At 63.1% G+C, this 15,331-nt stretch carries 14 protein-coding genes; 10 read left to right on the top strand and 4 right to left on the bottom strand.

Annotation, left to right across the window (positions count from 1 at the left end; translation table 11 throughout):
* Nucleotides 1-234: 234 nt before the first annotated feature.
* Nucleotides 235-468 (bottom strand): DUF2171 domain-containing protein, encoded by a 234-nt coding sequence (locus tag MOV74_RS14605; protein ID WP_194407912.1) that lies wholly within the window; start codon nt 466-468, stop codon nt 235-237.
* Between the two features lie 393 nt (nt 469-861).
* Between MOV74_RS14605 and MOV74_RS14600 the strand changes: the two genes are divergently transcribed.
* A complete protein-coding gene (locus MOV74_RS14600) occupies nt 862-2,190 on the top strand; it encodes an MFS transporter (protein ID WP_246923095.1) in 1,329 nt (442 codons plus the stop codon).
* A 64-nt stretch (nt 2,191-2,254) separates the two neighbouring features.
* On the opposite strand, the gene MOV74_RS14595 is transcribed toward MOV74_RS14600, so the two are convergent.
* Nucleotides 2,255-2,617 (bottom strand): SPW repeat protein, encoded by a 363-nt coding sequence (locus MOV74_RS14595; protein WP_060913116.1) that lies wholly within the window; start codon nt 2,615-2,617, stop codon nt 2,255-2,257.
* A 236-nt stretch (nt 2,618-2,853) separates the two neighbouring features.
* Between MOV74_RS14595 and MOV74_RS14590 the strand changes: the two genes are divergently transcribed.
* A complete protein-coding gene (locus MOV74_RS14590; RefSeq protein ID WP_028171775.1) occupies nt 2,854-3,036 on the top strand; it encodes a hypothetical protein in 183 nt (60 codons plus the stop codon).
* 126 nt (nt 3,037-3,162) lie between these two features.
* Nucleotides 3,163-4,593: a type I glutamate--ammonia ligase gene (gene glnA / locus MOV74_RS14585; protein ID WP_246923093.1), complete on the top strand. Its 1,431-nt coding sequence runs from the start codon at nt 3,163-3,165 to the stop codon at nt 4,591-4,593.
* 44 nt (nt 4,594-4,637) lie between these two features.
* Here the strand turns inward: glnA and MOV74_RS14580 are convergent, their stop codons facing one another.
* Nucleotides 4,638-5,018 (bottom strand): nuclear transport factor 2 family protein, encoded by a 381-nt coding sequence (locus MOV74_RS14580; protein ID WP_246923090.1) that lies wholly within the window; start codon nt 5,016-5,018, stop codon nt 4,638-4,640.
* Between the two features lie 9 nt (nt 5,019-5,027).
* Nucleotides 5,028-6,704, bottom strand: a complete 1,677-nt coding sequence (locus tag MOV74_RS14575; RefSeq protein WP_246923087.1) for a glutamine--tRNA ligase/YqeY domain fusion protein — start codon at nt 6,702-6,704, stop codon at nt 5,028-5,030.
* A 155-nt stretch (nt 6,705-6,859) separates the two neighbouring features.
* Between MOV74_RS14575 and gltX the strand changes: the two genes are divergently transcribed.
* From gltX to MOV74_RS14540, 7 genes are all read left to right on the top strand, one after another.
* On the top strand, nt 6,860-8,287 hold the full coding sequence (gene gltX / locus MOV74_RS14570; protein ID WP_246923084.1) for a glutamate--tRNA ligase: 1,428 nt from the start codon (nt 6,860-6,862) through the stop codon (nt 8,285-8,287).
* A 145-nt stretch (nt 8,288-8,432) separates the two neighbouring features.
* Nucleotides 8,433-9,737, top strand: coding sequence for a citrate synthase (gltA, locus tag MOV74_RS14565; RefSeq protein ID WP_246923081.1), 1,305 nt, complete (start codon nt 8,433-8,435; stop codon nt 9,735-9,737).
* 276 nt (nt 9,738-10,013) lie between these two features.
* Nucleotides 10,014-11,192, top strand: a complete 1,179-nt coding sequence (locus MOV74_RS14560; RefSeq protein WP_246923098.1) for an ROK family transcriptional regulator — start codon at nt 10,014-10,016, stop codon at nt 11,190-11,192.
* Between the two features lie 59 nt (nt 11,193-11,251).
* Entirely contained in the window at nt 11,252-12,538 is a 1,287-nt protein-coding gene (locus tag MOV74_RS14555; protein WP_246923076.1) for an ABC transporter substrate-binding protein, read from the top strand.
* Nucleotides 12,539-12,552: 14 nt separating this feature from the next.
* Nucleotides 12,553-13,458, top strand: a complete 906-nt coding sequence (locus MOV74_RS14550; protein WP_404979141.1) for a carbohydrate ABC transporter permease — start codon at nt 12,553-12,555, stop codon at nt 13,456-13,458.
* Nucleotides 13,451-14,308 carry a carbohydrate ABC transporter permease gene (locus MOV74_RS14545; protein WP_246923068.1) on the top strand — a complete coding sequence of 286 codons (858 nt, stop codon included), beginning with the start codon at nt 13,451-13,453 and terminating at the stop codon, nt 14,306-14,308. Before MOV74_RS14550 ends, MOV74_RS14545 begins: the two co-directional genes overlap by 8 nt.
* A gap of 10 nt (nt 14,309-14,318) precedes the next feature.
* Nucleotides 14,319-15,331: ABC transporter ATP-binding protein (locus tag MOV74_RS14540; protein WP_246923063.1), on the top strand; the 1,013-nt coding region annotated here is incomplete at its 3' end.

Below are 15,331 nucleotides of genomic sequence, written 5' to 3'. Positions count from 1 at the left end.
CCCACCCGCGGAGCGTTTCGACGATCGCGGGCCAGATGCCAAAGCCCGCCGGAACAAAGCCGCCAGCGGGCGCAACGCGGCCAACGGGCCACGTCCCGGCTATACCTTGGGAGCGCACTGGCCGCCCCGGCTCCGCCATTCCCCTGCACCTTACGCGACGCGATGGGTCCAGAGGCTACCGGAACGTGCAGTTGGCCGAATAGGGTACGGATCAGGAACGGGCTCGGAGGCGCCCTACTTTTCCTCTTCCATGGTCACGGCCACCGAGGCCTTGGCCGAGAGGCGGACCTTGTTGCCCTCGACATCGGCGACGAGGCCCTTGTCGATGAAATGATGATGGCCCTTGTGGCTGCCCTCGCCGCTGTCCTTCTTGGTCAGCTTGATACGGTTGCCTTCGACCTTGTCGACAGTACCGATGTGAACGCCGTCGGCGCCGATGACTTCCATATGCTCTGCGATGTTCTGCATGGTGGGCTCCTCGTTGGGGACCCACACAACGCCCGAGAGGTCCTTTCCGTTCATTCGTGACACGACCGCCCGGCGCGATGGGCGACCGTTCTGTCTCTGGACGGAGGCAGCCTCGGTTCGGGTCGATTGAGCCGAAAGTCTCATAAGGGGCCGGCCTTGGCAGGATTAAACTGTTCTCAACGCCTCCCCCGCACAGACGGGCCAGGTCGTGACAGCTCGCGGTACCGAAGGCCGCCGAAGCTCTTCTCAGGTGGTCCAAGGTTCCTCTGAGACCAGGCGTTGCGGACGCAACTCGCAATTCTCGCCTGTAGCGCCGCACACCAAACGCACTCCGCGAGCGAACTGGCGCTGAAATGCGCGAGGAGTGGCGTTTGAATTCGATAGGAGCAGCACATGGCAGTTCAAGTACCGCACGATTTCCGCCGCGTGATCGTTGCTGCATCGGTGGGAAACGTCATCGAATGGTATGATTTCTATATCTTTGGCAGCCTGGCCGCAGTTCTATCGGTCAAGTTCTTTGAGCAGTCCCACCCCGTCGCCGCCCTGCTCAGCACGATCGCGCTGTTCACTGCAGGATTTCTGATCCGTCCGCTGGGGGCATTCCTGTTCGGATGGATGGGTGACCGGGTCGGCCGCAAATATACGTTTCTCATCACGCTCAGCGGAATGGGACTGGGCACGGGAGCGATCGGATTGATCCCAACCTACCAGTCGATCGGGCTGGCGGCTGCGTTCCTTCTCTTCGGCTTGCGCATGATCCAGGGGCTGTGCCTCGGCGGCGAATATGGCGGCGCCATCACCTATGTCGCGGAGCATGTGCCTGACGACAAGCGCGGCTACTACACCGGCTGGCTACAGACCTCTCCGACTCTCGGGATCGTGGTGTCGCTCGCAGTCATCGTTCTGACCCGAACCTATGCCGGCAATCAGGCCTTCGACGAATGGGCGTGGCGCGTTCCGTTCCTGCTCTCCTTCCTGCTGGTGGCCATCGCGATCTATATCCGCCTCCAGCTCCAGGAGACGCCGATCTTCCAGGAGATCAAGGCCCGCGGACAGATGACGAGGAATCCGTGGAAGGAGGCCTTCCTCAGTTCGAACATCAAATACATCGGGATCGCCATCGTGGTCCTGATCGGACAGGGCGTGGTCTGGTACAGTGGTCAATTCTGGGCGCTGTACTTTCTGCAGCAGGTCTCCAAGGTGGACCCGGTGACCTCGGCCTACATCGTGGGAGCCGCGCTGCTCATTGCAACGCCGAGCCTGATCTTCTTTGGCTGGCTGTCAGATCACATCGGCCGCAAGCCGGTGATCCTCGGAGGTATGCTGCTCGCCGCGATCACGTACTATCCGCTGTATCTGTGGCTGGGATCGGTCACGCAGCCCGGCAACATCAACTATCCGATCGCGATCTTCATCATCTTCATCCTCGTTTGCTATGTCGGGATGGTGTACGGGCCGGTCGGCGCGTTTCTGGCGGAATTCTTCCCCGCCAGGATCAGGTACACGTCGGTCTCCGTGCCGTACCACATCGGCAACGGTTGGGGTGGCGGATTGGTGCCGTTCATCACCTCGGCGGCATTCGCCGCGACCGGCAGCATCGGCTACGCACTGATCTACCCGATCGTGGTCCCCGCGGTGTGCTTCGTGCTCGCTGTCTTCCTGATGCCGGAGACGCGCAAGATCAGCATCTGGCAACCGATCGAGCCCAGAGCCGCATTGTAACGTAACCACCTCTCCTCCGGCCGCCAGCCGATGGCGGTCGGAGAGGAGCCGGCAACCGCTCGTCTCAGCCGGCGCGGTGAGGCCAGTGATCGTGCCACCAGGTACTGAAGTCGCGATCGGTTATCAATTCCCAGGCAGCGAGCAAGATCACCAATAGGCCCGACAACACGCTGCTGACCGTGGCCGATACGGGCTCATAGCCAATGGACCAAGGCGCCAGCACCAGAGCCAGGCCCAGCAGCATTTCGCCCCACTCTTCCAGGTAGGACGGGACGACAAAGGCTTCCACGGCAAACAGCATGACGCCGAGCCCGAGTGCGATGGTGATCCAGACAGCAGCCCCGGATAAGCCGAGGACGAAGGACGACAGGACCAGCCACACGCCCACCAACAGGCTACCAGCGTCTTGCCAATGTTGGATGCGCATGATGTTCACCTCCCTTCTCGTATTGATGTGGGGGCGCCCCGGTGAAGAACCATCCCTCCGTCCTGCGCTGTGTTGCCGCGACCAGGAGCCGGCGCCCCATCCGGCCGCCCATGCCCCGGAAAGGGCCCTTGCAAGTGCGGCGCACCAGGATGCAGACTATCGGCGCTTGACAGGTGTCAATGTCTGCCGTTCTCGGCCTACCCGGTTCGCGCCCAGAACAAGAGGGAGATGACGCCATGCGAGAAATGGAAATCCACGATTATGCGCGGCAGTTGCTGGAAGCCCATGGCCCCAAGGCCATTGCGGAAGCCGCTCAAAACGCCATCGACCTCGAGCAGAAGGGCGAGCTCGAATTGGCAAAAACCTGGCGACACATCGAAGACGCGATGAAGCTGATGCGCGGGCCGCATCAAAGCTGACTGCCGTCGCGCGAAGCATGCCTGACTGCGGCGACAACGCCGAACGTGGACCACAGTCCGTCGCGAGCCGCTAGGTTGCGGCCGAGCGGCTACGCGATCTCGGGACGCTGACCTGGGAGCGAAGCCATGGTTGCGAAATGCACGACAGCCGAAGACCTCGTGAAGGCGATCACGGACGAGAAAGTCCAGATGATCGATTTGCGGTTCACCGACCTGCCGGGGATGTGGCAACATTTTTCCGTCCCGCCGAGCGCGGTGACTGCCGATGCGCTCAATGAGGGCATTGGGTTCGATGGCTCATCGATCCGAGGCTTCCAGGAGATCCAGGAAAGCGACATGCTGGTCGTCGCCGATCCGACGACGGCATTCGTCGACCCCTATAGTCCGGCCAAAACCCTGGTTCTCATCTGCAACATCCGCGACCCCGTGACCAGCCAGTCCTATAGCCGGGATGCCCGCTACATCGCCCAGAAAGCCGAAACCTACCTCAAGAGCACCGGCCGTGCCGATACGAGCTATTTCGGCCCGGAAGCGGAGTTCTTCGTCTTCGACGAGGTGCGCTACGCACAGGGCATCAACTACGCCATGCACGCAATCGACTCCAGCGAAGGCAGCTGGAACACCGGCTCCGAGGAAGGGCCGAATCTCGGCCACAAACCGCGCCCGAAGGAGGGATACTTTCCCGTTCCCCCGACCGACAGCATGCAGGCGCTACGCACTGAAATGGTGCTGACGATGGAATCTCTGGGGATCCAGATCGAGGCCCATCACCATGAAGTCGCAACCGGCGGCCAAAACGAGATCGACATGCGCTTCACCACCCTCACCCGCATGGCCGACAACCTGATGATGTACAAATACGTGGTGAAGAACACCGCGCATCAGCACGGCAAGACCGCGACATTCATGCCGAAGCCGCTGTTCGAGGACAACGCTTCGGGCATGCACGTTCACCAATCGCTCTGGAAGGGTGAGACCAATCTGTTCTACGACAAAGGTGACTACGCCGAGTTGAGCCAGCTCGGCCGCTACTACATCGGCGGGCTTTTGAGCCACGCCTGGGCGTTGTGCGGGCTTTGCGCCCCCACCACGAATTCCTATCGGCGTCTGGTGCCGGGCTATGAAGCTCCGATCAACCTCGTCTACTCCCAGCGCAATCGCTCAGCCTGCTGCCGGATTCCGATGTATTCGCCGAATCCGCGCGCCAAGCGCGTCGAGTTTCGTTCGCCAGATCCGTCCTGCAATCCCTACCTGGCCTTCGCGGCAATGCTGATGGCTGGCCTCGACGGTATCGACAAGCGGATCGACCCCGGCAGCCCGATCGACAAGAATCTCTACGACCTCCCGCCTGCGGAGGCGAAGGAGGTGAAGTCCACGCCAGGATCGCTGGACCAGGCGCTCGACGCGCTCGAGCGCGATCACGCATTCCTGCTACGCGGCGATGTCTTCACCGCCGACGTGATCGAAACCTGGCTCGACTACAAGCGCAAGAAGGAGGTCGACCCGATCCGCCTGCGACCTCATCCTTACGAGTTCCATCTCTACTACGACGTCTAGCGGGCGGCGACCGCGCGCCTGGTGGGACGGGCAGAGCCCCACTGCTAGATCATCGGGACCCGCGACGAGACGTGATGATTGACGATCTTCCAATCGGCATCCTCGCGAATAATCACCCAGGTGATCTTCACCGACAGCGGCGGACCTTCCTCGCCGAGGTCGAACGAGGCGATGGCGGCCATGTTGATCACGTCAGAGGCGACCCACGCGGATATCACCTCGGAGAAGGTGACGCTGGGCGAATGCCAGCGCGGCAAGCCGTTGAAATAGGCCGCGACGCCTTCCCGGCCGCGGTAAAGCCGTGGATTCGAGCCGAAGAAGAAAGCGTTCCGTGAGTAGAGCGCAGCAATGTCGGCTGCGTCGAGCTTCCCAAAGCCGACAGACCACTTCGCCATGATGGCGGACACGATATCGTCGGCTTGCATCCCGTGCCCCTACCCCTTCGCGACTTCCTTCGCAAAGGTGTCCCGGAGCCCGATGGTGCGGCTGAACACCGGCTTGCCCGGCGTGGAGTCCTTGTCGCGCACGAAATAGCCCTGGCGCTCGAACTGCATCGGCTCGGTCGCATTGCTCTCGGCAACCGACGCTTCGATCCGCGCGTCGGAGAGTATCTCCAGCGAATTCGGATTGAGATCGGCTGCAAAATTCGAGGCGTCCGGGCTCGGATTGGCGAACAGCTGGTTGTAGATGCGGATCTCCGCGGGCACGGACGCCGCCGCCGGCAGCCAATGCATGGTCGCCTTGACCTTGCGGCCGTCGGGCGCGTTGCCGCCCTTGGTCGCGGGGTCGTAGGTGCAACGCAGCTCCACCACCTCACCCTTGTCGTTCTTGATCACGCCGGTGCACTTGACGAAATAGGCGTAGCGCAGCCGCACCTCGTTGCCCGGCGACAGGCGGAAGAACTTCTTCGGCGGGGTCTCCATGAAGTCGTCCTGCTCGATATAGAGCTCGCGGCCGAACGTGATTTTCCGCGTGCCCGCGCTGGGATCGTCCGGGTGGTTGATCGCCTCGAGTTCCTCGGTCTGCCCTTCCGGATAGTTCTCGATCACCACCTTGAGCGGCCGCAGCACGCCCATACGCCGCTGCGACGTGCGGTTCAGCTCCTCGCGGATGCAGAACTCCAGCATGCCGACATCGACCACGCTGTTGGCTTTCGCAACCCCAATGCGCTTGACGAATTCGCGCAAGGCTGCCGGCGGCACGCCGCGGCGACGCATGCCCGCCATGGTCGGCATCCGCGGATCATCCCAGCCTGCGACATGGCCGTCGCGGACGAGCTGGGTCAGCACGCGCTTGGACAGCAGCGTGTAGGTCAGGTTCAGCCGCGCGAATTCATACTGGTGCGGCTGTGACGGCACCGGCAGTTTCTCGATGAACCAGTCGTAGAGCGGCCGGTGGTCCTCGAACTCCAGCGTGCAGATCGAGTGCGTGATGCCCTCGATCGCATCGGACTGGCCGTGCGCATAATCGTAGCTCGGATAGATGCTCCATTTGGTGCCGGTGCGCGGATGGTGCGCGTGCAGGATGCGGTAGAGCACGGGATCGCGCAAATTGATGTTGCCCGCGGCCATGTCGATCTTGGCCCGCAGCACGCGCGCGCCGTTCGGGAATTCACCGGCCTTCATGCGCCGGAACAGGTCGAGGTTTTCGTCCACACTGCGGTCGCGGAACGGCGAGTTCTTGCCCGGCTCGGTCAGCGTGCCGCGGGAGGTGCGGATCTCCTCCTGGGTCTGGTCGTCGACATAGGCGAGCCCGTCGCGGATCAGCTGCTCCGCCCATTCGTACAGGCGCTCGAAATAATCCGAGGCGAAGAACAGATTTTTGCCCCAGTCGAAGCCGAGCCAGCGCACGTCGGCCTGGATGGAATCGATATATTCCTGCTCTTCCTTGACCGGATTGGTGTCGTCGAAGCGCAAGTGGCAGCGGCCCGGAAACTCCTGGGCGATGCCGAAATTCAGTGCGATCGACTTGGCGTGGCCGATATGCAGGTAACCGTTCGGCTCCGGCGGGAACCGGGTCACGATCTCCCGGTACCTGCCCTGATCGAGGTCGGCCTGAATGATGTCACGAATGAAATCGCGCCCAACCTCAGCTGCCACCGGTTCTGTCATTACGAAAATCCTGTCGGGAAATCAGCGGCCCTTCTGCCAAATTCGGAAGGCTGAGCCAAGAGCTTAAGCAAGGCCTGGCAGGTCCGCCGACGGGCTTTGTTTATGTCCCGTTCCTGCTATACACCACCGCCTCCAATGCATAGGCCCTGCCAAGAATGACCGATTCCGTCGTCACCCGCTTTGCCCCCTCGCCGACCGGCTTCCTCCATATCGGGGGCGCCCGCACGGCGCTGTTCAATTGGCTCTATGCGAAGAAGCATGGCGGCAAGATGCTGCTGCGGATCGAGGACACCGATCGGGAGCGCTCCACGGAGGCCGCGATCGGCGCCATCCTCGACGGCCTGAAATGGCTGGAGCTCGGCTGGGACGGCGAGGTCATCTACCAGTTCAGCCGCGCCGCGCGCCACCGCGAGGTCGCCGAGCAGCTGCTCGCCGACGGCAAGGCCTATCGCTGCTACGCGACCGCCGAGGAGCTCGCCGCCATGCGCGAGAAAGCGCGTGCGGAAGGGCGAACCCGCCTCTATGACGGCATGTGGCGCGACCGCGATCCCGCGACGGCCCCGTCCAACGTCAAACCGACGATCCGCCTGCGCGCGCCGCAGACCGGCGAGACCGTGATCGAGGATCAGGTCCAGGGCCGCGTGGTCTGGCAGAACGAGAACCTCGACGACCTCGTCCTGCTGCGCGGCGATGGCAACCCCACCTACATGCTCGCCGTGGTGGTCGATGACCACGACATGGGCGTCACCCACGTGATCCGCGGCGACGACCATCTGATCAACGCGGCCCGCCAGAAGCAGATCTACGATGCGATGGGTTGGGCTCTGCCGAGCATGTCCCACATTCCCCTGATCCACGGCCCCGACGGCTCGAAGCTGTCCAAGCGGCATGGCGCGCTGGGCGTCGATGCCTACCGCGCCATGGGATATTTGCCGGCCGCGCTCCGCAATTACCTCGTCCGGCTCGGCTGGAGCCATGGCGACCAGGAGATCTTCTCGACCGAGGAGATGATCGCGGCGTTCGACCTTGCCAGCGTCGGCCGGGCCGCTGCCCGCTTCGATTTTGCCAAGCTGGAAAATCTCAACGGCCATTACATCCGCCACGCCGACGATCAATCACTCGTGAAGATGTTCGAGGACGTGCTCGACCATCTCGTGCCCAGCCGCGACGAGCTTAAGGCCAAGTTAAGCGACACCACGCGCGCGCAACTCCTCAAAGCCATGCCGGCTCTGAAGGAGCGCGCCAAGACGCTGATCGAGCTGATCGACAGCGCCTATTTCATCTTCGCCGACCGTCCCTTGGAGCTCGATCCCAAGGCGCAGGCGCTGCTGACACAAGAGAACCGCAAGCTGATCGGCCAGCTTCATTCCGCGCTCGAGAAAGTCGAGACGTGGAGCGGGGCCAGCACGGAAGCCGCCCTGCGCGCTTTTACCGAGGAAAATAGTCTCAAGCTCGGCGCGGTCGCCCAGCCCTTGCGGGCGGCGCTGACCGGACGGACGACGTCGCCTGGTATATTTGAGGTTTTGGACGTTCTGGGACGCCAGGTGAGCCTCGCCCGGCTTAAGGACCAGTCTACGACGTAAGTCGACCATGCGTGGGGTATCTTGCAGCGCACACAGCAATAATATACCCATCTCCCCCGTACCTTCTGGAACATCCGGCCTGCCCCATCATCTCGCAAAGGGGCCTCCGGCTCCGGCCCGTTTCACATTTCATCGGGGACCAACGATGGACGCAAAACCGAGCAATAAGACCGCTACACTGACGGTCGGAAACAAGAACTACGATCTCCCGATCCATAGCGGCAGCGTCGGGCCTGATGTCGTCGATATCGGCAAGCTCTACGGCCAGTCCGGCCTGTTCACCTATGATCCCGGCTTCACCTCCACCGCGAGTTGCCAGTCCAAGATCACCTATATCGACGGCGACGCGGGCGTGCTGGAATACCGCGGCTACCCGATCGAGCAGCTCGCCGAGAACGGTGACTTCCTCGAGACCTGCTATCTCCTGCTCTACGGGAACCTGCCGACCGCCGCGCAGAAGAAGGATTTCGACGACCGCGTGATCCATCACACAATGGTGCACGAGCAGATGGCCCGCTTCTTCCAGGGCTTCCGCCGCGACGCCCATCCGATGGCGGTGATGGTGGCCTCGGTCGGCGCGCTCGCCGCGTTCTATCACGACAGCACCGACATCAACGATCCGAAGCAGCGCATGATCGCTTCCATGCGCATGATCGCGAAGATCCCGACGCTGGCCGCGATGGCCTACAAGTACACGGTCGGCCAGCCCTTCGTGTATCCGAAGAACTCGCTCTCGTTCTCCGAGAACTTCCTCAACATGTGCTTCGCCGTGCCCTGCGAGGACTACAAGATCAACCCGGTGCTGGCTGACGCGCTGGACAAGATCTTCATCCTGCACGCCGATCACGAACAGAACGCATCGACGTCGACGGTGCGTATCGCCGGCTCTTCCGGCGCCAACCCGTTCGCCTGCATCGCCGCCGGCATCGCCTGCCTGTGGGGCCCGGCGCACGGCGGCGCCAACGAAGCCGCGCTCGCGATGCTCGCCGAGATCGGCTCCGTGGACAATATCCCCGAGTTCATCGCCAAGGTGAAGGACAAGAACTCTGAAGTCCGCCTGATGGGCTTCGGTCATCGCGTCTACAAGAACTACGATCCGCGCGCCAAGATCATGCAGAAGATGTGTCACGCCGTGCTCAAGGAGACCGGCCATGGCGACGATCCGATGCTGAAGGTGGCGATGGAGCTCGAGAAGATCGCGCTCAGCGACCAGTACTTCATCGACCGCAAGCTCTACCCGAACGTCGACTTCTATTCGGGCATCACGCTGAAGGCGATGGGCTTCCCGGTCTCGATGTTCACCGTGCTGTTCGCGGTCGCCCGCACCGTCGGCTGGATCAGCCAGTGGAGCGAGATGATCGAGGACCCGCAGCAGAAGATCGGCCGTCCGCGCCAGCTCTACACCGGCGTCACCCGCCGCGACTATGTCGCGATCAAGGATCGCAAGTAAGTTCGAACGGAAGTGTCCAACGAAACGGCGCCATCGCAAGATGGCGCCGTTTTTGTTTGTGCGCTTGTAGGGTGGGCAAAGTGCAGCGTGCCCACCACCTGTCCGCGACAGGTACGAAATCGTGGGCACGCTTCGCTTTGCCCACTCTACGAGACCGATCGTACCGCTCCACGCTTGCTGCCGCGCACAACAACAAGTCCCTGCATGTGGCAGCGAACGCTTGACAGTCGAAACCCTCCGCGCGCATTCTTACACTAAGTAAGAATGACCACAGGGATGGAAATGCCGGAGCAGCCGAGAAGTCGGCGGCAGACGCGCGCTGCCATTTTGACTCATCTGCTTCAGTCGGGCGGCTCGTTTCGTCCGCCTCTGGCCAAGGCCGTGCGCCTGTCCGAGGCGAGCCTGTCGCGCATCCTGTTTGACCTGAAGTCCGAAGGCCTGATCGAGGAAGTGCGGCGCCCTGCCCCTTACGTCGGCGGCCCGACCGGTCTCGTGTCGCTCGATGGCTCGGTCGCGCTTGCGGCCTTCGAGCTGACCGCTCAACGGCTCAGCGTCGGCGTCGGCGGCCTGTCGGGCAAACTGCACTACACCGAGCGTGTGAAGCTACCGAAGACGCCGACCGTCGAGACCGTCGGCCGGGCGTTTCGCGAAGCCATGACATTGTTGCGCGACTGGACGCGGCGCCGCCGGATCACCCTCTCCCAGATCGGCGTCTCGATTCCCGGCCTCGGCCGTCTCAGCATATCGGCCAATCCGATCATTCCCTGCGATGTCGGGCGTATCAGGGACATGTTCGGCGAGATGTTCGCCGACGTGCGGCTCGAGTTCACCAATTCGGTCGTCGCGCACGCCACCTTTCACCGCTGCCGCGCGGAAAATTATCCGTTCAGCGACACCCATCTGTTCGTTTTCGTCAGCCACGGCGTTGCCGGCGCCTGGATGGATGATCCAACCGAAGCCGACAACCTTCAGCCGGTCGAGCTCGGCCACATGGTGTTCGGTCCCGACGGGCCGCGTTGCCGCTGCGGCCACAATGGCTGTGTCGAGGCGTACACGTCGCTTCCTGCCCTTGCCGAGCTTCTCGGCGTTGCCGAAGCCGAATTGCTCCAGCTCGGCAGCGAATGGGTGAACACGATCCCGCTCGCCTCGCGCGTGCGCCAGGAGCTGCGCCGGCGCTTGTTCCGGCTTGGCCTTGCGATCGGCAACACGCTGAACGTGAAGCCGTGCGGCGGCGTTGCGATCAGCGGCTGGCCGTCGCTTCTCGCCGACGACGATCGCAACGCCGTGGTCGAAGGACTGGACGCCTGTCTGCTGGGCGGTCGCAAATTGGCGCAGGTGTCCCTCGCCTTCGTGCCGCCATCGACCGGCAACGATCCGCAGGCTGCACTTGCCTTCGCCGCCTTTTGTCTCGCCAGCCGCGGCGGGATGCCCGCGGCATCGACGGAGGCGGCCTGACATGCGCTGAGCCTGCACGGCCCCACACGCGCCGAGATTTCACACCGGGAGGAACTGCCATGCCGATCACAACAACAAGGCGCCGTCTGCTCGCTGGATCCGTTGCCACGCTCGCACTGCCGGCATTTGCCCGCGCGCAAGGCGCGGCCAAACCGCGCCTGACCGTGATCTCGCAATGGTCCGCAGGCAGCGATGGCGCGGCCATTACGGCGCTCGGCAAGAAATTCGAGGAGAAGGGCGGCGTCTGGCAGCATTCGCCCGTGCCCGGGTTCACCACCGAGATGATGAACAAGCTGCGGGCGCAGATCATGGCCGGCGATCCGCCGGCCTGTTCGCAACTCAAGGGCCCCGAGATTGCGGCGTGGTCGAAGATTGCCCCGACCGTCGATCTCGATGCCCTTGTCGCTGCCGCCGGTTACGAGAAGGTCGTCGCGCCGGACCTTGCGAAACTGCACAAGCCGGGCGGCAAATGGATCGCACTGCCGCTGCAGATCTACAGCACCAACATGCTGTTTCTGTCCAAGCGCGCCATGGACAAGGCCAAAGCCGACAAGATCCCCGTCACCTGGGCTGACTTCAACGATCTCGCCGAAAAGATGAAGGCGGGCGGTGTCGCCTATCCCATCGCCAACGGCGGGACCCGCCCGGACGACGGACAAAAGTTCGAGGCCGCCTTGGCGGGCATCAGTCCTCTCGCTTACCGCGCCGCCATCATGAACCTCGAGAAGAAGGCTCTCGAGGGTCCCGAGATCAAGGCTGCGTTCGCGCAAGTGCGCAAGATCGCCGACTGGATGGATCCCAACGTCGGCGCCCAGCACTTCTCGACCAATTTGAAGCGCTTCATCGACGGCGACATGGGCATGATGATCATGGGCGGCTGGGCACAAGGCGTCCTGCGCAACGCCGGCTTCAAGTTCGAGGACTTCGTGATTGCGCCGGGCCCCAGCGACAACAGCAAGCCGGTCTTCCTGTTGAATGCAGATGCCTTCATCTTCTGGCAGCGCAAGGAGGCGGACTTGCAAGCCGGCCAGACCCTGATGGCCCAGCTCGTCATGGATCCGGCGATCCAGACCATGTACTCGCAGATCACGGGATCGATCCCCGTGCGTACCGATGTCGATCTGTCCGGTGAAGGCTGGTCGGACGGTCAACGGCGAACCGGCGCAGCTCTGAAGGAGGCTATTGCCAGCAATCAGGCAGTCCTGAGCCTTGCGCACAATATGGCGCAGGAAAACGGCATGACCGCCGCGATGATCGACGTCATCACGGAGTACGTGAAGAACAAGACGATCAAGCCCGAGCAGGCGGCCACGCGCCTCGCCGAGGCCGTCGAGGGCTCACGTTGAGCAATGCCGCTGCGATGAGACCGGGCCGACCGGCGCTTCCTGAATGGGTGCGCCGGCTGCCCGAATATCTGATGATCTGGGTGCCGCTGCTGCTCTCCGCAGCGCACCTCGTCTCGTTCTCGCTGTGGACGATCTGGATCTCGTTCACGCCATCCACCCTCGTCCCTGTTGCGGGCTGGGTGGGATTGCGCAACTACTCGGCGGTCGCGGCATCGCGGAACTGGCAGATCGCCTTCGATAATCTGTTGCTGTTCGGCATCTCTTTCGTGGTGTTGAGCGCGGCGACCGGCCTCGTCCTTGCGATCCTGCTCGATCAGCGCATTCGCGGCGAGAACGTGCTGCGATCCATCTTCCTCTACCCGCTCGCGGTGTCGTTCGTGGTCACCGGCACGGTCTGGAGCTGGCTGCTCAATCCTGGCCTTGGAATCCAGAAGCTCGTCCACGACCTCGGCTGGACCTCCTTCAAGTTCGACTGGCTGATCGACCGCGACATGGCCATCTGGACCATCGTCATCGCCGCGATCTGGCAATCCTCCGGCTTTGCCATGGCGCTGTTCCTTGCCGGCCTCAGGTCCGTCGACGGCGACATCGTCAAGGCCGCGCAGATTGATGGCGCCGGACCGATCCGGATGTACCGACGCATCATTCTGCCGTCGCTTTGGCCGATCACCATCACCGTCGTCGTGATCCAGTTGCAGTTCGCGATTTCGACATTCGATCTCGTCCGCGCGCTCACCAACGGCGGGCCGGGAATTGCGACCCAGCTGCCCGCCCTCGTCGTCTACGACCTGATGTTCCAGCGCAGCCTGCTCGGCCGAGGCGCGGCGGCGGCGGTGCTCATGCTGCTCATTCTCCTCGCGGTCCTGCTGCCCTATGCGGCGTGGCGATATCTCCAGCGGCGGCGGGCGAGCCATGCGTGAGCGGGGCTTCGCACCAAGCCGGATCCTGATCTACCTCATCGTCCTGCTGATCGCTGTGGCCTGGCTCGCGCCGCTGGCCGTCGTCGTCCTGAACTCGCTCCGCACCAACGAGGAGATCGCGCAAGGTTCGATGATCGGCTGGCCGCAACATCTGGCCTGGGGCAACTACGCCGCGGCCTGGAGCGGCTTTTGCGTCGCCGAGACCTGCGCCGGCATCCGGCCGTACATGCTGAACTCCGCGCTGGTCACGATTCCCGCGACGATCTTCTCGACCTTACTCGGTGCGGTCGCGGGTTACGCGGTGTCGCTCTGGCGTTTTCGCGGCGACAACTGGATCTACGGAATCGTGACGCTTGGCCTTTTCCTTCCCCAGCAGATGCGCCTCTTGCCCTGGACCATCGTGCTGCGGGACATCGGTCTGATCAACACGCTGGCGGGGCTCGTGCTGATCCACACCATCCAGGGGCTGTCCTTCACCACGCTGTTCTGCCGGAACTACTATGTCGCCATCCCCCATGAACTGATCAGGGCCGCGCGGATCGACGGCGCCGGGTTCTTTCGCATTTTCTGGCGCATCATCCTGCCGCTGTCGCCGCCTATCCTGATCGTCACCGTGATCTGGCAGTTCACGCATATCTGGAACGAATTCCTCTATGGCGTGACGTTCACGAGCGGCCAGCAGCAGCCGGTCACGGCCGCTCTCATCGCGCTATCTGCCGCGGTGGCAGACATCCCGCAGCATGGCGTGCAGAGCGCCGCGGTGATCATCGCAGCGCTCCCCACTTTGTTGATCTATGTCCTCGGCGGCCGGTACTTCGTGCGAGGCCTCACCGCCGGGGCCGTGAAATGATGAGGCCATCATGGCGGCACTGAGCATTCGCACTCTGTCGAAGCGCTACGCCAATCTGGAGGTGCTGAAGGGCGTCGATCTCGACATCGAAAGCGGCGAGTTCACGGTGCTTGTCGGGCCATCCGGGTGCGGCAAGTCCACGCTGCTCAACATCGTTGCCGGGCTCGATCATCCGAGCGCAGGGACAGTCGAGATCGGCGGACGCGTGGTCAATAACATCCCGCCCAAGGATCGCGACATCGCCATGGTGTTCCAGTCCTACGCGCTCTATCCATCGATGACGGTACGCCAGAACATCACCTTCGGCATGGAATGCCGAGGCGTAGCCAAGGCCGAGCAGGAGAAGGCGGTCGCGAACGTGGCGAAGCTGCTCCAGATCGAGCCGCTGCTCGGACGCAAACCTTCGCAGCTCTCCGGCGGCCAGCGCCAGCGCGTGGCGATGGGGCGCGCATTGGTGCGGGATCCCCTGCTCTTCCTGTTCGACGAGCCGCTCTCTAACCTCGACGCCAAGCTGCGCGTGGAGATGCGGATGGAGATCAAGCGGCTGCACCAGCGCATCGGCGCCACCATCGTCTACGTCACCCACGACCAGATCGAGGCGATGACGATGGCGACGCGGATCGCCGTGATGCATCGCGGCGTGGTGCAGCAGTTCGCCGATCCGGATACGGTGTATCGCTACCCCGCCAATCTGTTCGTGGCGCGCTTCATGGGCTCGCCGCCGATGAACACCATGCCGGCCCGGCTCGAGGCAGGCAGCGACGGGCCGATGGTCGTGATCGGCGCCGGGCGGCCGGACGAGGTTCGCCTTCGTCTGCAGGGCTACGATGCGGCGGCACCCTATCTCGGCCGCGAGGTGGTGTTCGGGATCAGGCCAGAGTGTATTGCCGAGGGGGACCGCGCGTTCTCCGGCGCCGTGAGCGCGCCGGTTGTAATCACCGCGCCGGTCGAGATGGTCGAGCCCACCGGTGCCGAGACCATTGTCCTGCTCCGGCTCGGCGGCGAACCGGCGCAAGCGCGCAT

The sequence above is a fragment of the Bradyrhizobium sp. SHOUNA76 genome, assembly GCF_023006445.1.
Lineage (GTDB): Bacteria > Pseudomonadota > Alphaproteobacteria > Rhizobiales > Xanthobacteraceae > Bradyrhizobium.
The sequence above is the reverse complement of the archived record's forward strand: the minus strand, read 5'-3'. Positions and strand labels throughout refer to the sequence as shown.